This is a genomic window from Prochlorococcus marinus CUG1433, assembly GCA_017644425.1.
Lineage (GTDB): Bacteria > Cyanobacteriota > Cyanobacteriia > PCC-6307 > Cyanobiaceae > Prochlorococcus_A > Prochlorococcus_A marinus_U.
The window spans coordinates 592,694-614,959 of record JAEPLN010000001.1; the positions used below are offsets into that span (position 1 = coordinate 592,694).

The following is a 22,266-nucleotide window of genomic DNA, read 5'->3' on the forward strand; positions in this document are numbered from 1 at the left end:
GCTTACTTAAAATTCTTATACTTGGTGTTAACACTTAACCCAATGAATTCATCTTTTAACAAACTTTTAACATTCAAAATACTAATCATTGCATCAATGATATGTGTTTTTTCTGCCAATTTTTTATTCATTGAAAAAGTTGATGCTCTCAGTGATAGCAGGCAATTAGTACTTGATGCTTGGACCTTAGTAAATGAAGGTTTTTATGACCCAGAAAAGTTTGATGAAATCCAATGGAAGAGAATAAGACAAAAAACATTACAGAAACAAATTGAAACAACTGAAGAGGCTTATTCCGCAATTGAAGACATGCTAAGACCTCTAGAAGATCCTTATACAAGAATTTTACGCCCAAAAGATTATGAACTCTTGAAAGCGAGTAATTTCGGTAGTGAAATAAATGGCGTGGGACTTCAATTAGGTGAAGATGATAATAGTAACAAAGTTAAAGTTGTATCTACACTTGGCGGTTCACCAGCAGAAGAGGCGGGTATAGTTAGCGGAGATCTCATAGAGAAAGTAGATGGAATTTCATCAGAAGAGTTAGGTCTTGCAAATACTGCTTCTAAATTAAGAGGTGAATCAGGCACAAAAGTTTTAGTTGAATTATCTAAGCAATCAGGAGAACATCGAGAAGTTGATTTAGAGAGAAGATCCGTAGACCTCAGGCCAGTTAGAACTAAAAGATTAAGAGAAGATTCTCATACAATAGGGTATTTAAGGATAACTCAATTTAGCGAAAGTGTCCCTAAAAAGGTTGATGAAGCTCTTCAAGAGTTAAAAGAGAAAGAAGTTGAAGGACTTATCTTGGATCTTAGGAATAATTCTGGCGGACTAGTAAGCTCAGGTATAGCAGTTGCAGACTCACTATTAAGTGAAAGACCAGTAGTAGAGACAAAAAATCGAAATGGGATCAAAGATGCAATAATTTCCCAAAAAGAAACATCTTATGATGGCCCAATGGTAACTTTGGTAAATAAAGGGACTGCGAGTGCCAGTGAAATACTTGCGGGATCTTTACAAGATAACGGCAGATCAATTCTCATGGGAGAACAAACCTATGGGAAAGGTTTAATTCAATCCCTAAAAAGTTTAGGTGAAGAAAGCGGTCTAGCAATCACTGTCGCTAGTTATTTAACTCCTAAAGGTAATAATATCCAAGGTCAAGGGATGACACCTGATAAATTATTGGATTTTTCGGATGCAAGTGATTACGGAAGTGCTGATGATAAATGGGTGAGAAATGCAGAATTATATCTAGATTCAATATTAGAAAAAAAAGAAGTTGCAATACAATCAAGTGATTTAAACAATGAAGAAAAATGAGCCTGAATTAGCAAAGAATTGATAGATAAAAAATTTAAAACACTATGACAATTAAAAGAATTTTTCATGACCCAATTCACAAAGAAATAGTATTTAATTCTGAGAAGCCAGAGGAATTAATGATCATGGAATTAATTGATACTGTTGCTTTTCAAAGATTAAGAAGAATAAAACAATTAGGGGCCGCATCATTACTTTTCCATGGTGCAGAATCAAGTAGATTTACCCACTCAATTGGTGTTTTTTGTATCGCTAGAAAAATATATCAAAGATTAATAGAAATTAAGCCTTCATTTTGTGAGAATAAGTTTGTTCTTTATGGAGCAGCTTTGTTACACGATTTAGGGCATGGACCTCTAAGTCATACCAGTGAAGCAATATTTGATCATAATCACGAAAAATGGTCTCAAAAACTTGTTAAAAATTATTTTCCAATCAATTCAATCCTAAAAAAATATGACAAAGAATTACCTGCACAAATCGGAGAATTATTTGAATCAAATCAACTATTCAATAAACCTCTAAAAACACTTATTAGCAGTGAAATTGATTGTGATCGTCTTGATTATCTGTTACGTGATAGTTACAACACTGGGACTAAATATGGCTTAGTTGATTTAGAGAGAATTATTTCAGGCCTTACATTTTCTCCTGATGGAAATATTGCAATCAAACCAAAAGGAGTTATCGCTATTGAGCATTTCTTAGTACTTAGGAACTTGATGTATAGAACTATCTACAATCATAAAATAAACGAAATATCAACATGGATTTTAGAAAAAATAATATCTACAATAAAACAAAATTGTGAAAAAAAAATTTGGATAGATAGTTCGCTTTCTAAATTAATATTTTCTTCTGCAGAGGTTGATTTTGATGATTTCATAAAAAATGATGATATAACCTTTTTTTACCATTTGATTAGGTGGAAAGATGAATCCTTCGAGCCACTCTCAGCACTATGCAAAATGTTTATTGACAGAGATTTATTAAAGGCTTCAGACATAAGTTTTTTAAATAAAATTGAAAGACTAGAAATTCTTGCATTCGCAAGGAAATTATGCGAAACAAATAATTATGATTCAGAAGTTTTTTGCGGAATAAAAGAAAAATCTTTTAAAGGTTTTGAATCTTGCAATGCACTTAAAATATGGGATGGAACCTATCTAAACTCATTAGGGATGAAATCAGCATTAATCAATACATTAAAAACACCTCAAGAAAGCTCCTTTATTATTTACCCAGCCGTGATCAAAAATGAGATTAAAAATCAAATTGAATCAATAAAAAATAAAATATAAATTGAATTTAATCAAAATCTTTGTAAAAAACCTTGATAGAAATAGTGTGGAAGCTATATCTTTTAAAGATTTTGACAAAATTAATGAAGAAGTCAAAAAACTTTTTCAGATAAAAGGACCTTTGGAAGCAGAAATTTTCGCAATCAATGAATCAATACCTGTACATCAGTTATCAATATTCAAAAATAATTTTGATAAATTTAATAATTGTTTTTTACGTATTTACTCAAATAATAGGTATACAGTATTGGCTGGGAAATCTATAAAAATAGATTCAATTTATCTAAATGAACAAGAGATCAAAAATAAGTTGCTTCTTCGCAATTTAATCAAGAACGATAATATTTTGCATGAAGGGACCGTAAGGTCAGGTGACAGAATATCTTCAAATGGAAACCTATGCATTATAGGAGACGTTAATCCAGGAGCAATAGTTTCGGCCGAGAAAAATATTGTTGTTTGGGGCAAACTATCAGGTGTAGCGTTTGCAGGAAAAAATGGGAATTATAATGCCTCTATTTCATCTCTTTACTTAAATCCTCTTCAATTAAGAATTGCAGATGTGATAGCTATTGGACCAAATGATAAACCCAGGTATTCGTATCCCGAAATTGCTGTTATTGAAAATCAGATGATAATAATCAAACCCTACATAATTGATAATAAAATTAATTAATCAATTGAAATAATTTAATTTAAACTTATAAATTTAAGAATTACTTAATCTTTAAAATATTCAACTTTCTAAAAGTGGCTTTATTATTTGGAAAATAATTGAATCCTTGTCGAAAAATACTCGCACAATATTAATTTGTTCAGGGAAAGGTGGAGTTGGGAAAACCACTTTAACTGCAAATTTAGGCATAGCACTAGCTAACAGCGGGGCAAACACTGCCGTATTAGACGCTGATTTCGGATTAAGAAACTTAGATCTTCTTTTGGGATTAGAAAATCGTATTATCTATACTGCTCAAGATGTTCTAGATAAGAAATGTCGCCTTGAACAAGCATTGGTTAGACATAAAAAAGAGCCAAACCTTGCTCTTCTCCCTGCTGGAGATCCAAGGATGTTGGATTGGATGAAGCCTGAAGACATGAAACAAATTAGTGAGTTACTTAGTGAAAAATTTGATTTTGTTTTGGTTGATTGTCCTGCTGGAGTAGAAGATGGGTTTAAAAATGCTCTTGCGGCATGTAAAGAAGCTATTGTTGTTACCAACCCAGAATTATCCGCAGTACGCGATGCCGATAGAGTAATAGGTATTCTTAACACGTCTGAAATCGAGCCTATTCAGCTTGTAATAAATAGAGTTCGCCCTAATATGATGGCTAGTCAAGAAATGTTATCGATCGAAGATGTGCAAGGAATTCTTTCATTACCTTTACTAGGTATTGTTTTAGAAGATGAACAAGTAATAATTAGTACCAACAGAGGAGAGCCGCTAACGCTTACAGAAAGTAGATCTCCTGCAAAAAAATGTTATTTGAATGTTTCACAAAGACTTACTGGAAAAGATATCCCAATTATTGATCCCAAAAATGAAGGTAAGAGCCTTAAAGATAAATTCATGAGATTAATGCAAACAAAGGTTTTTTAAAATGATGACTCTCAGAGACCTTATTAACAAATTACTTGGCAGGGAGACGGCTAGTGCAAATACTGCCAGAGAAAGATTACAACTTGTTCTAGCTCATGACAGGGTTGATATGAGTTCTTTAACAACTGATCTCTTGGATAAAATGAGAAAAGAAATTCTTGATGTTGTTGCTAAATATGTTGAGATTGATTTCGAAGAGGTAGCAGTAAGTTTAGAAACGGAGGATAGAATGACCGCATTAGTAGCAAATTTACCGATCAAAAGAACTATTTCAGGGGAAATAAAGTTTAAAAAAAATGATAAGAATTCCAAAAGTGATAAAGATATCAAAAAGTAATAATTTTTCAAAAGCTAAAAAAATACTAAGAATTGATCCTTCTTAATTGTAAGATAGTGATTATGCCGGCTTAGCTCAGCGGTAGAGCAGCGCTTTTGTAAAGCGAAGGTCATCAGTTCAAATCTGTTAGCCGGCATTTTAGTTAATTTAATTTTTTTTAAAATTTTTTCCCGAAAATATAACAATCAAACTTACCAGAGCAATCGTAGGTAATAATCTTATTTCAAGTAAATTCCTTAGAAAATATGCAATTGGTTCAAATATCCAATAAGAAAAAGATTGAATTATTAACACAAAAAACAATAATAATAACATTAATTTAGTTCCCTAACTGATACATCGCCTGCTCTAATCAACCTCCAATAACCTTTATTCTTCCAATATATAATTGTGCTTGCTTTCCCACTACTTTTTTCCCATGGAATAGGTCCCAGAATTTCTAAAGAAGGAAAATCTGATGCAAGACCCTCAGCAGTAATTGATCCAGCTAAACCTGAAATATTTGCACTTGAAGTTAACAATGGGCCCGTTTCTTGAATAAGAGATTGCGCAGTATGTGAATTTGGAATTCTTAAACCAAGAGTAAGGTCCTGGCTTGTTAGAATTGTACTATGTTGTTTTGAAGAGGGGATAATCATTGTCAAAGCTCCAGGCCAATATTTTGAAGCTATATTTTCAAAATCTTCTCTAGCAGATTCATGGACATAATCAATTAATTGTTTGAAGTCTGAGCCCATAAGAATTAAAGGTTTATTTCTATCTCTTTTTTTAAATTCAAAGATAATTTCTGAAAATTTAGGTAAGCATCCAATTGCAGGTAAAGTGTCTGTTGGGAAAATTATCGGCAAACCGCTTTTAAGTGTCTTCAAAGCTGATTTGCAGGTTATTAAATTCATTAAAATTCTTTACCAAGAATAATTTATTTATATCTTCCAATAGTAAACCTACCAATACCTGAAAGGTCATTTACAGTTTCTACTGAATTAAATTTGTTTTTAATAAATAGTTGTTTTACTTGTGCAGCTTGATCAAAATGGTTCTCTAAAACTAGCCATCCATTTTCTTTTAAGTACAAGGGTGCTTTTTGAATAATTTCCCTAATATGCTCTAAACCATCTTCACCTCCCAATAAAGCAATTTCTGGTTCGAAATTTTTTACTTCACTAGGTAATTTTTCATAAGTATCTTTAGGAATATAAGGCGGATTTGAAATAGCAAGATCTAATTTATCTTCAAAACTATTAAAAGGGGTCCACCAGTGTCCGCAAAGAAATTTCAAATTTGATTGGCTACAGCATTTTACATAATTTTTAGTAGCTATCTCTAATACATCTTGATCGATATCAGTTGCTATTCCCTCCCATGATGGATGCGCTAATGATAAAGCGATGCTAATAGCACCTGAACCAGTTCCTAATTCAGCAAAGTATAGTTTTGGAGATTTTTTTCCAAATATTTCAGAGACGATATCAACAATTAATTCTGTCTCCGATCTAGGAATAAGTACTTTATCAGAGACTATTAATTCTAAATCCCTCCAATATGCTATTCCACAAAGATATTGAATAGGAGAGGAACTTGATAAGTGTGTATCCCAGAGAGACTCCAAGTAGTCTAAGTCTTTTTTTAAATATATTTTCCTTTCAAGATTAATCCTCAAAAGGTTGAGATCACTACCCCTTACACCGCCTAAACAATCTAGTAAAACAGCAAAAGATTGATAATCACCACCTTTAGAAAGTTGCTTTTTTTTCCAAAATAAAAAATCTTCTACAGAAATGCCAAGCATTTAAAAAGATATTAGCGTTTTGGACCAAGTCTTCCTTTACTAGAATCTGAGAAGAAGCTGGATTTTTCGCCATCTTGAGTAGAAATAAATAAACCTATAAGAAATATTGTTGGTACCCCAACAAATAAAAGACTAGCTACGAATCCGAAATTAGTGGTTTCCATTTAAGTTACAGTTCTATTAGGTATTAAGACTATAGACACATAATTTGAAATAAAGTGGAAAAATCAACAATTTTTATCAACTGATTAACAGACTTAAACAATTTAGCGAGGTAATTTTTTATTATCACTAACTTTTTTTAATTCTTCTAAATTTGATGGAGGAGATTGTGGTTTTGTCAAAATTACTGTAGATGATTTTACCAGTGTTTGGCACGCAAGCCTCCAATTTTCTGGTCTATTTTTAAGTTTTTCTTCTTCAACAGAAGTAAGGGGGCTTAAAGAATTTTTGTTTCCTCCTTCAACGGAAATAAAACAAGTACTGCATTGTCCGGCTCCTCCACAATTACCTAAAATACCTTTTAAACCATAAAGTTGCAGATTTTCTTTCATCACCAATTCCCTTAAGTTTTCACCGGGATTGCATTGAACCTCCAAATCTTCACGAATGAATCTGATAGTTGCCATTTTTTTAGTTATTTTTCTTATTTTGGCGTTTTACTTTGAGATTTGTGACCAAAATATTAACAATTTTTAGTCAAAAATTCCTTGTAAACCAAGTCCAGCAAATTGATTTAGCCGTTTTTATCAAGAAAATAAATTTATTTACAAAAATCCCTCAAAGACTAAAAAACCCTTACTATCGTGATGTTTAGCTGTTTATTCAGCATAGTTACTAGAAATTAACCGATGGGATTGCCTTGGTATCGAGTTCACACAGTAGTTATTAACGACCCAGGTCGACTACTTGCTGTGCATCTTATGCATACTGCATTATTAGCTGGCTGGGCCGGCTCTATGGCTCTTTATGAATTAGCCATTTTTGATCCTTCTGATGCTGTTCTCAATCCAATGTGGAGACAGGGAATGTACGTCATGCCTTTCATGGCAAGATTAGGTATCACAAGTAGTTGGAACGGATGGGATATCACTGGTGCAACAGGAGTTGATCCAGGATTCTGGAGTTTTGAAGGAGTTGCTGCAGCACACATAGTATTCAGTGGGTTATTGATGTTGGCTTCTATATGGCACTGGACATACTGGGACCTAGACTTATGGGAAGACTCCAGGACAGGAGAGCCTGCCTTAGACCTACCAAGGATATTTGGAATTCATCTTCTTTTAGCTGGACTTACATGTTTTGGATTTGGAGCTTTTCATTGTGCAAACGTAGGCATTTGGGTCTCTGATCCTTATGGTCTAACTGGTCACGTAGAACCCGTAGCACCATCTTGGGGAATTGAAGGATTTAATCCTTTCAATCCAGGGGGTATAGTTGCAAATCATATTGCAGCTGGACTTATGGGTATCATTGGAGGTATTTTTCACATCACCAATAGACCTGGTGAAAGACTTTATAGAGCACTAAAACTTGGAAGCCTTGAAGGAGTCTTAGCTAGTGCTCTAGCCGCTGTATTATTTGTATCTTTCGTTGTTTCAGGAACAATGTGGTACGGTTCAGCAACAACCCCAGTAGAACTTTTTGGTCCTACCAGATATCAATGGGACTCAGGCTATTTCAAAACTGAAATTAATAGAAGGGTACAAGCAGCTATAGATAATGGTGCCACTAAATCAGAGGCATATGCATCGATTCCAGAAAAACTAGCCTTCTACGATTATGTTGGGAATAGTCCAGCTAAAGGAGGATTATTTAGGGTTGGAGCTCTTGTAAATGGAGATGGATTACCAACTGGTTGGCAAGGTCACATTGCATTCCAAGACAAGGAAGGCAACGAATTAGAAGTTAGAAGAATTCCTAATTTCTTTGAAAACTTCCCTGTTATTCTTGAAGACAAAGAAGGTAATGTACGTGCCGATATTCCATTTAGAAGAGCTGAAGCAAAGTATTCTTTTGAACAGACTGGTATCACTGCAACTATCTATGGAGGTGACTTAGATGGACAAACATTTACAGATCCTGCAGTAGTTAAAAGATTAGCTAGAAAGGCTCAATTAGGAGAAGCATTCAAGTTTGACAGAGATACGTATAAATCTGACGGTGTATTCCGAAGCTCACCGAGAGCATGGTTTACATATGCACATTTATGTTTCGGATTGCTATTCTTGTTTGGCCACTGGTGGCATGCTTCAAGAACTCTTTACAGAAATTCCTTTGCTGGTATTGATGCTGAGATTGGAGACCAAGTTGAATTTGGTTTATTCAAGAAACTTGGTGACGAATCCACAAGAAGAATCCCAGGAAGGGTTTAAACTAAACTTATTTACTTAATCTTATGGAAGCTTTTGCTTACGTTCTTATTCTAACTCTCGCAGTTGTTACTTTATTCTTTGCTGTCGCCTTTAGAGACCCACCTAAATTCGACAGAAAATGAACTCAGAAAAAAAACCTCCTTAACAAGAGGTTTTTTTACTTTTCATAATTAAGATATTATTCTACTATTAGAGTTAAAGTGTAACTTATTTCACCACATGCAGTGTCCAACCTGTCAAAACACAGATAGCAGAGTTTTGGAATCTAGATCTGCTGATAGTGGTAAAAGTGTTCGAAGAAGAAGAGAGTGCTTAAATTGCAGCTTTAGATTTACAACTTATGAAAGAGTGGAAACAATGCCAGTTTCAGTTATAAAGAAAGACGGTGGCAGAGAATTATTTGATAAACAAAAATTATTTACTGGCATTTCAAGAGCATGCGAAAAGACTAACTTCAGTAGTGAAGCAATTATCAATTTCGTAGATGGAATTGAATCTCAAATCGTTCAAGATTCTAATAAAGATATTAAATCTTCTCAAATCGGAGAATTAATACTTAAAAATCTGATGAAAGAAAACGAAGTCGCTTATATAAGATACGCCTCAGTTTACAGAAAATTTAATGGGGTAAAAGATTTTATTTCAACTCTTGAATCTCTAAAGGGAAATTCAAAAAACCAATTAGCTTCAATTTCATAAAATTCAGCATCTTAAAGTGTAGAATAAATATCACAAATGTTTTTTGCTATTGGTTTGCAGGCTAGTAGCATACCTTTCTAACTACCTTAGGTAGTCTGCGATACAACAAATGAACGAAAATTCTTCCCAAACAATAAAAGAACTTTCTGAGGATCAAGAAATTAAAAATTCGTCTGAGTTAAATAAGGATTCAGCATCTCAAAATGAGGAAGATTTATCATTCGAGAAGAGCGATATACCTTCAGCAGATTCTTCCTCTAGCAGAAACAATACGGATTTTGACAACGCAGGATTCACACAAGAAGAATTTGCATCACTTTTGGGTAAGTATGACTATAACTTCAAGCCTGGCGATCTAGTTAAAGGTACCGTTTTTGCTTTAGAGCCCAAAGGGGCCATGATAGATATAGGTGCAAAAACGGCTGCTTTTATGCCTGTTCAGGAGGTTTCAATAAATAGAGTTGAAGGACTTAATGATGTTTTACAACCTTCGGAAAGTAGAGAATTTTTCATAATGAGCGAAGAAAATGAAGATGGCCAATTAGCCCTCTCCATTAGAAGAATTGAATATCAAAGAGCATGGGAAAGGGTTAGACAGCTCCAAAAAGAAGATGCAACTATATATTCTGAAGTTTTCGCAACAAATAGAGGAGGAGCTCTAGTTAGGGTTGAGGGCTTGAGAGGTTTTATTCCAGGCTCTCATATAAGTGCTCGAAAAATTAAAGATGACCTAGAAGGTGAATATTTGCCTTTAAAATTTCTTGAAGTTGATGAAGAGAGAAATAGATTAGTACTAAGCCATAGGAGAGCTTTAGTTGAGAAAAAAATGAACCGACTTGAGGTAGGAGAAGTTGTTGTTGGTTCTGTAAAAGGTATTAAACCTTATGGAGCCTTTATTGATATTGGTGGAGTTAGTGGTCTATTGCATATTTCTGAGATTAGTCATGAACATATTGAGACTCCTCATAACGTTTTAAATGTGAATGACCAAATGAAAGTCATGATAATTGACCTTGATTCAGAAAGAGGTCGAATTTCATTATCTACTAAAGCACTTGAACCTGAACCAGGAGATATGCTCACTGACCCTCAAAAAGTTTTTAGTAAAGCTGAAGAAATGGCAGCTAAATATAAACAAATGTTATTTGAACAAACTGACGATAACGAAGAGATCGCCACAGCTTCAGCTGAAACGGTATAAATTCACTTATTTATTTTGTGCATTTACATCGGAACTTAAGCCTCATTATTCTTTTACAAGTATTTTTTAATTTACAATAATTGATTTGTAACAAAGTTCTAACTTAGGATAATACCTAATTTCAAAATTATTTGTTAATGAGTGATTTCATTTTCACTTCAGAATCCGTTACTGAAGGTCATCCTGACAAAATATGTGATCAAATAAGTGACGCTGTTTTAGATGCTTTATTGACAGAAGATCCAGAAAGCAGAGTTGCATGTGAAACTGTTGTTAATACGGGTCTTTGTTTACTTACTGGAGAAATAACTTCAAAAGCAAAAGTCGATTATATAAAACTTGTTAGAAATGTAATTAAAGAAATTGGATATGAAAGCTACAGAGCAGGTGGTTTTGACGCAAATAGTTGTGCTGTTTTAGTAGCACTTGACGAGCAATCACCAGACATTTCTCAAGGAGTAAACGATGCAGATGATGTTAATGATGATTTGGAAGATAATACCGGCGCTGGCGACCAAGGCATAATGTTCGGCTATGCATGCGATGAGACGCCTGAATTAATGCCCTTACCTATTAGCTTGGCTCATAGATTAGCCATTCAACTTGCTAGAGTAAGGCATGAGGGAGTCCTTAATTATCTTCTCCCTGATGGTAAAACTCAAGTAAGCATTGATTACGAAAAAGGGGCGCCAGTTTCTATTAATACGATTTTAATTTCAACTCAACATAATTCTGAAATAGATGGGATAACAAATGAAGAAGAAATTCGTCAAAGAATAAAAGAAGATTTATGGACGCATGTTGTAATTCCTGCTACAGAAGATTTAGAAATCAAACCAAACGTTAGCAAAACAAGATTCCTAGTAAACCCCACGGGGAAATTTGTAGTAGGAGGACCTCAAGGAGATGCAGGGCTCACTGGTAGAAAAATTATTGTAGATACTTATGGTGGCTATGCAAGACACGGAGGAGGAGCATTTTCTGGTAAAGATCCCACAAAAGTAGATAGATCAGCCGCTTACGCAGCACGTTATGTAGCCAAAAGTATAGTTAAGGCAAAATTGGCAAAAAAAGCAGAAGTACAATTAAGTTATGCAATTGGAGTAGCAAAGCCAATTTCCATTCTCGTGGAAACTTTTGATACTGGCGTTATTTCACAAGCTAATTTGACTGAGCTTATTAGAGAGCACTTTGATTTAAGACCCTCAGCAATAATAAAAGAATTTAATTTAAGAAATCTACCAAAAAAAATGGGAGGTACTTTTTTTAGAAAGACTGCATCCTATGGACATTTTGGCAGAAGAGATCTTGAGCTTCCTTGGGAAAATGTAGAAGAAAAAGCAGCCAAATTAGCAGAGGCTTCCAAAATCTTTTTATAAAATATTTTTTCTATGCCTGATAATTTTTATGGAGGGTTAGATTTTGGAACCAGTGGTGCAAGAATATCAATAATTAATCTCCATAAGAGATTAGTATATTCAAATTCAGTACCTTATTCGTACAGCTTTAAGAATCCAAATTCTTGGATCAATTCTTGTGAGAGTCTCTTAGCTAGTTTACCTATTGAGGTGAAAATTAACCTTAATAAATTGGCCATCTCCGGCACCTCAGGAACTTTAACAGCATCAAATTTGCAAGGAGAGCCGCTAGGAGAAGCAATACCTTATGACCAAGCATGTAACGAAAATAAGATCCTTCTTGAATCACTAACTCTTGAAGAAGATTATCTGCGAACTCCATATAGTAGTCTTGCTAAAGCATTAAAATTAATAGATAAATATGGGACAAATATACTTTTACGACATCAATCTGATTGGATCACTGGTTGGTTTTTAAAAGATTGGAGTTATGGAGAAGAAGGTAATAATCTAAAACTTGGTTGGGATCTAAAAAAAGAATTATGGCCAAAAAGCTATCTCAATGCTTCATGGCAAAAATGCCTGCCTCAAATAATAAAAAGTGGGAAAATTATTGGAGAAGTGAATTATGATTTAGCAGAGAGATTTAACTTGAATAAGAAATTAACATTAGTCTCAGGCACCACTGACTCTAATGCAAGTGTAATAGCTGCAGGTTTAGGTAAAGAAGATGGTCTCACAGTTTTAGGAACAACTCTTGTAGTTAAAAAATTTATTGAAAACCCTATAAAAAAACAAGGAATTACAAACCATATAGTGAACGGCGAATGGATATGTGGAGGGGCATCAAACGCGGGATGTGGTATCTTATCTCAATTCTTCTCTGATTTAGAAATAAAGGAGCTCAGTCGACAAATAAATCCATCGAAAAACACTTCTTTAAATCTTTTGCCTCTTAATAGTAAAGGAGAGAGATTTCCTGTTAATAATTCTAATTTAGAGCCAATACTTGGTCCAAGGCCAGTAAGCGATTCACTTTATTTACATGCATTATTCGAGGGGCTAGCTAAGATCGAATTGAAAGGATGGGAAAAGTTAGGCGAACTAACAGGTTCGCTTCCAAAAAAAATTATTACTATTGGTGGAGGTTCAAAAAACCCACAATGGAGAAAAATAAGAGAAAAAATTATTAACATACCCATAGTTTCATGCAAAAAAACCACTTCATTTGGTACTGCCTTGTTAGCGATTAATTCAAAATAAAAGTTTTTTAGAAATATTTGATGAAGATATAAAATTTTTAATTAAAAGGGTTTCACAAACTACACATCTTAATTTAGAGTATATAGGTTAGAGCCGGGATAGCTCAGTTGGTAGAGCAGGCGACTGAAAATCGCCGTGTCCCCAGTTCAAATCTGGGTCCTGGCACCTTTAAAACCCTGTCCTAGACAGGGTTTTATACTTTTAAATCATTGAGAAATCGTTATTTTTTTGCATTTTTTTATAACTTAAAATTTTTATTTTTCGACTCTGCAGACTTGACCAATAACACCCAAAATCAGTTTATCTCCATTTGGATCTTGCCAATTAGCTAAATCATTGAAATTACTATTTGCTTCATCTATTGAGACATCAACATCTCTAAATGATTTTTCAAAACAATTTATATCCATTGTGTAGAGAATATCCTTAGTAATTTCACTTTTTGTTTTGGGAATAAATTTACTCAATACTCTTACAGAACCATCCTCATTCCTTCTTATACTTTGCCTATCCCATAACTGCTCTCCGTATTCACTTTTGGGGACTCCAACCCATTCATGAGGCAAAGCTTCTGATTTTTTTATTGAAATACAAAAGAAAACGATAATAGAAAGGACTAAATTAATGAAATTTCTAAAAAATATTGAATTAACTTTATTCTTAGAATGAGTCATGACTACTTATGGAATACAAATATTTTTAATTAGTAGGAAATATAAGATTAAAAATTTGTAAAAATTTTTATTGATTAGTATTTCTATTATAGATAGAATCAAATATTAAATTATGAATTTACTTCCAATAAATTTATTAAAAAAATAATGAATAAAATACAGAAATTTATCTCAGTAGTTTTTTTCATTTCAATATTTGTTGTATTGATTTATTTAATCCAAAATTATGGGATTGAACCTTTAAGGAACAAAATAGAAAGTATGGGGATTTGGGCTCCTTTTGGAATATTTATCCTTAGAGGAGTAAGTATTATTTTACCTGCCCTTCCAAGTTCTGCATATTCTCTACTAGCTGGTTCATTACTAGGATTTCAAAAAGGTTATATGACAATCATCTTTTCTGATATCGTTTTTTGCCAAGCTGCTTTCTTTATTGCGAGAAATTATGGTCGGGTTCCTGTACGTAATTTAGTAGGCCCAAAAGCAATGCAAAAGATTGAAAGTTTTAATCAAAACCAGCTAGAAGAAAATTTCTTTCTTATGACAGGTTTACTAATGACTGGCCTTTTTGATTTTCTAAGCTACGCAATTGGAATTGGAGGAACTCGCTGGAAAATATTTACTCCAGCATTATTAATAAGTCTTCTAATAAGTGACTCTATACTAGTAGCAGTAGGAGCTGGAGTTAGCCAGGGAGCAGGATTATTTCTAGGAATTGCTCTATTAGGAATGTTTGCTTTAGCGACTATTTCAGGATTGGCAAAAAATAAGATGCCTAAATAACAACACAGTTGATAATTCTGTAATCAAAGAAGAAAGATATGACATTTTCGCAAACAATAACTATATAAATAATGATTCATGCAAGAATAGAAATCGATTAATTTTTAAAGTTATTAGATGACTCCATTTAGACCAACTTCATATGATCGCCCTGGAGAGCAAATATCAACTACTCCCTCTGGATTAAAAGTAACTTCTGCAAAGAGATTAATGGTGGATTCAATGGTAAGAATGATACAAAAAGCAGAAAATCATTCCGTAGAAGATCAACTTGACGAAGAATCTAACAATAATTAATCAATTCATTGATAAAAGTATAGGAGAGTGGAAATCTATTAGGAGTACTCACACTTTAGCTTTTCAGGAATTTGAAAACTCAACTAGTAAAATATATATAAAAAATATCAACAAAAAAAATAAAAAAGTCGTTGAAATTTTTAAAAATTATAAATTTAGTTTAAACCTAGAGAGCATAGCCATTTCTATAAATTGGCAAGCTATTAGTGATTGGGACAATGATGATATCAGTGAGGGGGATGAAACTATTCTGATTTTTTTACCCAAAGATGAAAATTCAGGAATTGTCTTAAGAAATAAAGGTTATACAGAATCCTTTATTTCATCATCCAATTATTTTGTTGATGAACAAAATAATTTACACATTAAAAATATTTATAAATCAACAGTTTCCGAAGAAAGAATTTCCTTTTTATCCACACATGTAAGATCCAGATTTTCTACTATTAGGAATCTGGACAATAACTCAGTTATACAGACTTCCCATACTTCAGAGATAAGGAATTTAGCTAGTTTAAAAGATTAATTATTCTTTTAAATTGAAACTCTGTTTCAGATATTAATTTAGGAAGAAAGTCTTTGTTTCCACTCATATTATTAACTGTTGAATTCAAATCAGAGATAGTTGCATCTCGCATTAATTCAAAAACCCTTCTTGCATTTTTTAAAGGTACCCCAAGAGCAAGATAAGTATTTTTAAGATCCTTCAAACAACTTTTTTCTAAAACTGATTCGTCATTAGAAATTAAAAGATAAGCAACAATCCTTAGGATTATTTCTCCATCTCTTAAACAAACGGACATCTTGTTAGTTGTATTTAAAGATATTTTTGAATTAAGTGAATCTTGATTTTCGCAAATCATTGCTGTTACAGCGTCTGCTGCTATTGCATGTGAATTATTGGTTATTGAGGTTATTGCATCTAATCTTGAGTTTGCACTATTAATAAATTCTTTTATATTGCTTAAATCATTTAATTTCTTATCGACTGATAATAGTTGATTATTCCTTGAAACTGACATTCCTGAATTAAAAATTTAAAGATCGATCTTAAGAATAATATAAAGCTTGTTAAAACAATACAATTTCAAACTAAACGCAACGCTTCTTAATTAATAACTTCATTCCAAAGTGATAGTTGAAATAATTCAAATAAAAAATTTTTTTCCGCTAATATAAAACTATATTTTCAATAAAGTTTTGGATCAACAAGATTTAAAATTATCAAAGAAACTTATTTCCTCATATAAAAAGAGATTGGAAAAAGAAATTCTAGACAGAAGTATGAAATTAAAGATGCCTCAAAATAAATTTGAAGAAATAATTAATAACAATAATGAACTTATAAATTTAAAAAAAGCGTTAGAAGATCTAGAAACGGAATCTGAATCTCATAGTAAAGTCTGATTTTTGAAAAACCCTTCCAAAAGTGCCTCAAACCAACAATTTCCTTTTTAAGTCCCTAAACAATCAACAACTTAAAGCAGTAAAACATGTTTATGGACCACTATTAGTTGTAGCAGGTGCAGGTAGCGGTAAAACAAAGGCTCTTACTCACAGAATTGCAAACCTTATTGAGGGTAACTCTATAGATCCCTATAACATTCTCGCAGTCACTTTCACTAACAAAGCTGCTAAAGAAATGAAAGCAAGATTAGAGGTTCTTTTAGCCCAAGAATTAGCTTTTAATCAATTTGGTCAGCCTTGGACAACTCTCAAAGAAATTGATCAAAATCAATTAAGAACAAACGTTCACCAAGAGAGGCTTCAGAATCTTTGGATCGGTACTTTCCATTCCTTATTTTCAAGACTTCTTAGATACGATATTGAAAAATATACTGATCCAGAAGGCCTAAAATGGACAAGGCAATTTTCAATTTATGATGAAACAGATTCTCAAACATTAGTAAAAGAAATTATCAGTCAAGATATGAATCTTGACCCAAAAAGATATGATCCCAAAAAGATTAAAAGATTAATAAGTAATGCTAAAAATCAATGTTTAACTTCTAATGATCTTTTAGAAAAAGCAGATAATAATTTTGATAAAACAGTTGCAGAAGCCTACAAGAGATATAGAATTTCGCTCTCAAAAAATAATTCTTTAGACTTTGATGATCTTCTACTTTTGCCTGTTTTCTTATTGAGGCAAAATGATGTCGTCAGAGATTACTGGCACAAAAGATTTAAACATATTTTAGTTGACGAATATCAAGATACAAATAGAACACAATATGAACTTATAAAATTAATTACGGCTGGAAATACTGAACCAAAAAAATTCTTCAATTGGGAAGATCGGTCAATTTTTGTAGTTGGGGATGCTGATCAAAGCATTTATAGTTTCAGAGCAGCTGACTTCAGAATTTTAATTGGTTTTCAAGAAGATTTTAAAACTTCAATCAACGACGATACAAAATCATCTTTAATTAAATTAGAAGAAAATTATAGGTCATCTTCCAATATCCTTGATGCTGCAAACTCACTAATTGAAAACAACTCTGAAAGAATTGACAAAGTTTTAAAGGCTACCAAAGAAAAAGGGGAACTTTTAACGTTACTCAGCTGTGATGATGAAATTTCCGAGGCAGAAGCAATTACCAATAAAATAAAATCACTCAATAACTATAATCAAAACCCAATTTGGAAAAATTTTGCAATTTTATATCGAACCAGAGCTCAGTCAAGAGTATTAGAGGAATCTCTTGTAAGGTGGCGCATTCCTTATACAATTTTTGGAGGATTGCGTTTTTATGATAGAAGAGAAATTAAAGATGCATTAGCATATTTGAAAGTTCTGGTTAATTCTTCAGATAACGTTAGTCTTTTAAGAATCATAAATGTTCCTAGAAGAGGGATTGGTAAGACTACTATTCAAAAACTTAATGAACTATCTATGAGGTTAAATATCCCATTATGGGAGGTTCTTAATGATAAGCAAAGTCTTGAAGAAACAATAGGCCGATCATCAAAAGGAATTAATAAATTTACTGAAATTATGAATGATCTACTGTGTTACTTAGAAAATTCAGGTCCCGCTCAACTACTACAACTTATCTTAGAAAAAAGTGGTTATTTAAGTGACTTGCTTTCTAGCGGGACTGAAGAATCTGAAGATAGAAGAAATAACTTACAAGAACTAATTAATGCAGCTACTCAATATGAAGAAGAAACAGAAAGTGGAGATGTAGAGGGATTTCTCTCTACAGCAGCCTTAACAACTGATAATGATACGAAGAAAAATAATCCTAACTCTGTAACTCTCATGACTCTGCATAATAGTAAAGGTTTAGAATTTCAAAATGTTTTTATCACTGGGCTAGAACAAGGTCTCTTCCCTAGCCATAGATCAATAGATACTCCCTCACTTCTTGAAGAGGAAAGAAGATTATGCTATGTAGGTATTACAAGAGCTAAAGAAAGAGTTTTCTTAAGTCATGCCAGAGAAAGAAGATTATGGGGTGGAATGCGTGAAGCAACAATTCCTTCAATATTTCTTTCGGAAATACCTGAAGATTTAATGGATGGCGAATTACCACAAACTGGTGGTGCTTCAATTAGAAGAGATTGGCATCTTGATCGTTTAACTAGAGTTGATAGAAACAATCCAAATGAATTTGTTAAAAAACCAATAAATGCAGTAAGGAAATTATATTCAGGTCCCAGTAAAGGGAAAAGCTGGATAGTTGGAGATATGCTAATTCACTCAAAGTTTGGGAAAGGTGAAATCATACATATTTTTGGGAGTGGGGAAAAAATATCTTTAGCAGTAAAATTTGGTGATAAAGGAAGTAAAATTCTAGATCCCAGATTAGCTCCAATTCGTTATGTAAGTTAAAACTCATGAGCGATATCTCTGATTACATCCAAGGGGAATTAATCAAAACTCCATTTAATCTATATAACCTAATTGCTAAATATATAGAATCTAATAACAATACTAAAGTAGCTTTTGTTGGCGGTTATTTAAGAGATTTATTAATAAGTAAATTCCACAAAAAATCGTTTTCTAAACCTTTAGATATTGATCTTGTTATTGAAGGTTCCTCTATTGCTCTTGCAAAATTTATAAAAAAAAATATTGTAAATGTAGATTTATGTTTAATCAAGGAATTTAATTTATACAACACTGTAGAAATAAATATTAATGACTATAAAATTGATATTGCTTCTGCAAGAAAAGAAATTTATTCTGCTCCAGGCTTAAATCCCACAGTAAATAAAAGTACTATTAAGGAGGATCTTAAGAGGAGAGATTTCACTATAAATTCAATAGCCTTCGAGGTCTCGACAAGGAAAATCTATGATCTTTATGGAGGAATTTCTGATATAAAAAGTAAAAGATTGAACTTACTTCACAGTAAAAGTATTTCAGATGATCCAAGTAGATTAATTAGATGTGCAAAATATGCTTCAAGGTTAGATTTCCATATTTCAAATAATTCCCTCAAACAATCTCAAGAAACAGTTAGACAATGGCCATGGGAAAGTTCAGAAACTCATCATAAAATGATTTACCCTCCTGCAATAGGCATACGAATCAGGATGGAGCTAGCTGAAATATGCAAACATGATAATTTGACTAATGTAATTTCGATAATTCATAAATGGGAAATTATCTCAATCTTAAATGAAAATATTAAAGTCGATAAAAGATTTTTAAGAGGACTAAATTGGATTAAAAAGTTAAAGGGAAATCATATGCTTTACTTATTAAAAGATTCAGAAGATTTAGAAAAAGCATGTCAAAGATTTTTGGTAAATAATAGTGAGATAAAAATATTAGAAGATTATATAAATATCAAAAAGATATTAAATACAAACAAAAAAAATTTCAATCATTTTTCTCCTTCAAGTTGGACAGAATTTATTGAGGACAGAAACCTTAATGATGAGACAGTCAAATTATTAATTTGTGATGGAGGAGCATACTGGCGTAAATTGTTTAAGTGGTTATTTATTTACAAATTCATAAAATCAAAAAAAGATGGAGAAACATTAAAAAAAGAAGGATGGGAACCAGGAAAAGAGATGGGAAAGGAAATAAAAAGATTAAGATATTTGGAAATTGACAAATTAAATAGAAATTAATTACATTTTTACAACCTCTCCAACCTTGTACCATTTATCCTTTAGAACATTTTCATATTTACGATTGCAACTAATCAACAAGGGGCCACATGTTTGAGGATCTAATAGTAATGATATTCTCTCGTTAAAAGTCTCTTGATCTAATGAATTTTCGTTTAAAAAATTAATTATTCTTTTTTGCTTTTTTACTTTATAAATTTTGTCAAAAATTTCTTTATTAGATTCAAAGAAAGTACTTTTAACATCTTTTCTTATTAATTCAAATACTCCAGGATAAGCTTTAAATGCAAATAAATCTAATAAAACTTTTAGTGGCTCAAGATTATTGCTTTGCCTATATAAATTAGATGATTCAACCATTTCTTTAAGATGTCCAATAAATCCATATCCAGTAATGTCAGTCGCAGCATTAACTAATGATTCTTTAAATTGATTTTGAAAAAGATAAATTTCATCAATCAAATATTGCTGACTCTTTACTAAATTATTAATCACTTCAGAAGAACTACCTAGCATATTAATATTTTGCATTTGACCGGCAAAGTAAATCCCAACGCCGAGAGGTCTAGACATCATGAGAATATCTCCAATATTCATTCCAGATTTAAGCCATGGTTTTAATCCATTTTTTAACATCCCTTGAACTGTTAAAGAAATATCTATTCCCAATGAATAAGGTTTATTTACGAAACTTCTTGCCTCGAAAGTATGGCCTCCAAGTAATTCACCTCCATGATCCTCAACTGTTGATTTAATACCTTGAAGTGATTGAGAAAAGAGGTAACTCTGAAATTCCCTTTCAACTTTTGGTAATGAAATTAAAGCCTGCGCAGATGAAAGTTTTGCTCCGCTTGCCCACAAATCTGAGCAAGCATGCAAAGTAGTAATTTTTGCATTAAGCCAAGGATCACTTACCAAAGCAGGAAATCCATCTACACTTTGCAAGATAATATCTTGACCATTTTGATATATCTCAACTGAATCTTCAGGTGATAAGGCAAAAGAATTTAAATTAGAATTTATTAATGATTTATTCAAAACAAACTGAGGAATTTTAGCTGCACATCCTCTGCAATCATTCAATGAAATATTTTTTTCACTACTTTTCATAATTAGCCTTTTTGATCTGAACTTTGTAATAAAGTTGAGATCAATTTTATGCTTTAAAATCCAAAAAATAAAAGAAGGGCCGAAAACAAAATTGCGATAAATAGCAAAAGCCTTTGGATGATGGCTTGGAAATATATTTACTATTTGTAATCCGATCTTTTGAGGAAACCACTTTTTTAATGATCTCCCTTCTATATCTTTTTTAAGATTTTGTACTAGTGTATTTACAACTTTTACTGCAAAAACTCCCGATGCTGGTCTTTTTGCGGAACCTACAACTGCGCAATCACCGACAGCAAAGATTCCAGAGAAACTTTTTATCTGTAAATTCTGATTTGTAATTATTCTGCCATAAGAATCCGAATCTAATATTTTTTTTTGTGCCCATAACGGAGATGTATTTCCAGTACATAAAAGAATCTTGCCATAATCAAAATTAAGTTTTTCAACTATATCAATATTGGAATTCCGTAAACTTTTTAGAATTGTATTATTTATTTTTCTTGAATCACATAATAGTTTTAAAGGTCTATATCCCCATCTTTTTCTTAAAGCATATGATAATTCAATTGCAGCAAGGCCACTCCCAACAACTACAAATGGAAGTTCATTAACTGAATCAAAAATGTCCTCTTTTAGTATTGAGTCATAAGCGCTTAAAAAAGGTTTAATTGAAAAAGCATTTCGATTTTTAACTAGTGATTCAAATTCTTTTGGAATTATTGTTTGACTTCCATAATTAAGCACCAACTTTGAATAGTTAACTGAAGGTCTATTATTTAAAACAATTTTCTTTAAATTGAAATCAATATCCTTCACCTCTTCCTCTATAAAAGATACTTTTGCATTTTTTGCTAAAGATTTTATATCGATTAAACTCTCTTCTAAAGTGATTGATTTTGAAATCACCGATGGGAATATAGCTGAATAAACCAAATGAGAATCTCTAGATATAATTGAAACAGGAATTTCTGGCATTAATTTCGGAAACATTAACCATTTCTTCAATAAAGAAACATTTGAGTGTCCTCCTCCAATTAGTACCAGATGATTAAAAGCCATTT

Annotated in this window: 24 protein-coding genes and 2 tRNA genes; 19 read left to right on the forward strand and 7 right to left on the reverse strand. The window is 32.4% G+C overall.

Features of this window, described 5'->3' with window-relative positions:
• The first annotated feature begins 42 nt into the window (after positions 1-42).
• From JJ842_03525 to JJ842_03550, 6 genes are all read left to right on the forward strand, one after another.
• Complete coding sequence (locus tag JJ842_03525; protein ID MBO6970981.1) at positions 43-1,326, forward strand: PDZ domain-containing protein; 1,284 nt, start codon at positions 43-45, stop codon at positions 1,324-1,326.
• Positions 1,327-1,370: 44 nt separating this feature from the next.
• Positions 1,371-2,627 carry an HD domain-containing protein gene (locus tag JJ842_03530; GenBank protein ID MBO6970982.1) on the forward strand — a complete coding sequence of 419 codons (1,257 nt, stop codon included), beginning with the start codon at positions 1,371-1,373 and terminating at the stop codon, positions 2,625-2,627.
• Between the two features lie 10 nt (positions 2,628-2,637).
• Positions 2,638-3,303, forward strand: a complete 666-nt coding sequence (locus JJ842_03535; protein MBO6970983.1) for a septum site-determining protein MinC — start codon at positions 2,638-2,640, stop codon at positions 3,301-3,303.
• Positions 3,304-3,409: 106 nt separating this feature from the next.
• On the forward strand, positions 3,410-4,225 hold the full coding sequence (minD, locus tag JJ842_03540) for a septum site-determining protein MinD (GenBank protein MBO6970984.1): 816 nt from the start codon (positions 3,410-3,412) through the stop codon (positions 4,223-4,225).
• A gap of 1 nt (position 4,226) precedes the next feature.
• On the forward strand, positions 4,227-4,562 hold the full coding sequence (gene minE, locus JJ842_03545) for a cell division topological specificity factor MinE (protein ID MBO6970985.1): 336 nt from the start codon (positions 4,227-4,229) through the stop codon (positions 4,560-4,562).
• Positions 4,563-4,626: 64 nt separating this feature from the next.
• Positions 4,627-4,698 (forward strand) — tRNA-Thr (locus JJ842_03550).
• Between the two features lie 178 nt (positions 4,699-4,876).
• Here the strand turns inward: JJ842_03550 and JJ842_03555 are convergent.
• The 4 genes from JJ842_03555 to JJ842_03570 all read right to left on the reverse strand — a co-directional run bounded on the left by JJ842_03555 (position 4,877) and on the right by JJ842_03570 (position 6,980).
• On the reverse strand, positions 4,877-5,458 hold the full coding sequence (locus JJ842_03555; protein MBO6970986.1) for an L-threonylcarbamoyladenylate synthase: 582 nt from the start codon (positions 5,456-5,458) through the stop codon (positions 4,877-4,879).
• A gap of 23 nt (positions 5,459-5,481) precedes the next feature.
• A complete protein-coding gene (gene prmC, locus JJ842_03560) occupies positions 5,482-6,351 on the reverse strand; it encodes a peptide chain release factor N(5)-glutamine methyltransferase (protein MBO6970987.1) in 870 nt (289 codons plus the stop codon).
• Between the two features lie 11 nt (positions 6,352-6,362).
• Positions 6,363-6,515, reverse strand: coding sequence for a photosystem II reaction center protein PsbM (psbM, locus tag JJ842_03565; protein ID MBO6970988.1), 153 nt, complete (start codon positions 6,513-6,515; stop codon positions 6,363-6,365).
• Between the two features lie 102 nt (positions 6,516-6,617).
• Positions 6,618-6,980, reverse strand: a complete 363-nt coding sequence (locus tag JJ842_03570; GenBank protein MBO6970989.1) for a (2Fe-2S)-binding protein — start codon at positions 6,978-6,980, stop codon at positions 6,618-6,620.
• Positions 6,981-7,202: 222 nt separating this feature from the next.
• Between JJ842_03570 and psbB the strand changes: the two genes are divergently transcribed.
• From psbB to JJ842_03605, 7 genes are all read left to right on the forward strand, one after another.
• Positions 7,203-8,726, forward strand: coding sequence for a photosystem II chlorophyll-binding protein CP47 (gene psbB / locus JJ842_03575; protein ID MBO6970990.1), 1,524 nt, complete (start codon positions 7,203-7,205; stop codon positions 8,724-8,726).
• Between the two features lie 23 nt (positions 8,727-8,749).
• The gene (locus tag JJ842_03580; GenBank protein ID MBO6970991.1) at positions 8,750-8,848 is read left to right on the forward strand and encodes a photosystem II reaction center protein T; all 99 of its coding nucleotides are present in this window, start codon (positions 8,750-8,752) and stop codon (positions 8,846-8,848) included.
• 97 nt (positions 8,849-8,945) lie between these two features.
• A complete protein-coding gene (gene nrdR, locus JJ842_03585) occupies positions 8,946-9,425 on the forward strand; it encodes a transcriptional repressor NrdR (GenBank protein MBO6970992.1) in 480 nt (159 codons plus the stop codon).
• Positions 9,426-9,534: 109 nt separating this feature from the next.
• Positions 9,535-10,626: a 30S ribosomal protein S1 gene (locus JJ842_03590; protein MBO6970993.1), complete on the forward strand. Its 1,092-nt coding sequence runs from the start codon at positions 9,535-9,537 to the stop codon at positions 10,624-10,626.
• 137 nt (positions 10,627-10,763) lie between these two features.
• Complete coding sequence (locus tag JJ842_03595) at positions 10,764-12,005, forward strand: methionine adenosyltransferase (GenBank protein ID MBO6970994.1); 1,242 nt, start codon at positions 10,764-10,766, stop codon at positions 12,003-12,005.
• Between the two features lie 12 nt (positions 12,006-12,017).
• Positions 12,018-13,247 carry a sugar kinase gene (locus JJ842_03600; GenBank protein ID MBO6970995.1) on the forward strand — a complete coding sequence of 410 codons (1,230 nt, stop codon included), beginning with the start codon at positions 12,018-12,020 and terminating at the stop codon, positions 13,245-13,247.
• A 92-nt stretch (positions 13,248-13,339) separates the two neighbouring features.
• Positions 13,340-13,412: transfer RNA gene (locus JJ842_03605), tRNA-Phe, on the forward strand.
• Between the two features lie 89 nt (positions 13,413-13,501).
• On the opposite strand, the gene JJ842_03610 is transcribed toward JJ842_03605, so the two are convergent.
• Positions 13,502-13,921, reverse strand: coding sequence for a hypothetical protein (locus JJ842_03610; protein MBO6970996.1), 420 nt, complete (start codon positions 13,919-13,921; stop codon positions 13,502-13,504).
• Between the two features lie 147 nt (positions 13,922-14,068).
• Here JJ842_03610 and JJ842_03615 point away from each other — a divergent pair, with 147 nt between their 5' ends.
• From JJ842_03615 to JJ842_03625, 3 genes are all read left to right on the forward strand, one after another.
• On the forward strand, positions 14,069-14,704 hold the full coding sequence (locus JJ842_03615) for a VTT domain-containing protein (GenBank protein MBO6970997.1): 636 nt from the start codon (positions 14,069-14,071) through the stop codon (positions 14,702-14,704).
• 117 nt (positions 14,705-14,821) lie between these two features.
• A complete protein-coding gene (locus JJ842_03620; GenBank protein MBO6970998.1) occupies positions 14,822-15,001 on the forward strand; it encodes a hypothetical protein in 180 nt (59 codons plus the stop codon).
• Positions 14,976-15,527: a phycobiliprotein lyase gene (locus JJ842_03625; GenBank protein MBO6970999.1), complete on the forward strand. Its 552-nt coding sequence runs from the start codon at positions 14,976-14,978 to the stop codon at positions 15,525-15,527. The genes JJ842_03620 and JJ842_03625 overlap by 26 nt, the downstream gene beginning before the upstream one ends.
• On the opposite strand, the gene JJ842_03630 is transcribed toward JJ842_03625, so the two are convergent.
• On the reverse strand, positions 15,511-16,023 hold the full coding sequence (locus JJ842_03630) for an R-phycoerythrin subunit beta (GenBank protein MBO6971000.1): 513 nt from the start codon (positions 16,021-16,023) through the stop codon (positions 15,511-15,513). The two genes, JJ842_03625 and JJ842_03630, sit on opposite strands and share 17 nt — an antisense overlap.
• 178 nt (positions 16,024-16,201) lie before the next feature.
• Here JJ842_03630 and JJ842_03635 point away from each other — a divergent pair, with 178 nt between their 5' ends.
• The 3 genes from JJ842_03635 to JJ842_03645 are packed head-to-tail and all read left to right on the forward strand — an operon-like array spanning position 16,202 to position 20,092.
• A complete protein-coding gene (locus JJ842_03635; protein MBO6971001.1) occupies positions 16,202-16,408 on the forward strand; it encodes a hypothetical protein in 207 nt (68 codons plus the stop codon).
• 22 nt (positions 16,409-16,430) lie between these two features.
• The gene (locus JJ842_03640; GenBank protein ID MBO6971002.1) at positions 16,431-18,839 is read left to right on the forward strand and encodes a UvrD-helicase domain-containing protein; all 2,409 of its coding nucleotides are present in this window, start codon (positions 16,431-16,433) and stop codon (positions 18,837-18,839) included.
• A 5-nt stretch (positions 18,840-18,844) separates the two neighbouring features.
• On the forward strand, positions 18,845-20,092 hold the full coding sequence (locus tag JJ842_03645) for a CCA tRNA nucleotidyltransferase (protein ID MBO6971003.1): 1,248 nt from the start codon (positions 18,845-18,847) through the stop codon (positions 20,090-20,092).
• On the opposite strand, the gene selD is transcribed toward JJ842_03645, so the two are convergent.
• Complete coding sequence (gene selD / locus JJ842_03650; protein MBO6971004.1) at positions 20,093-22,264, reverse strand: selenide, water dikinase SelD; 2,172 nt, start codon at positions 22,262-22,264, stop codon at positions 20,093-20,095.
• Positions 22,265-22,266: the final 2 nt, after the last annotated feature.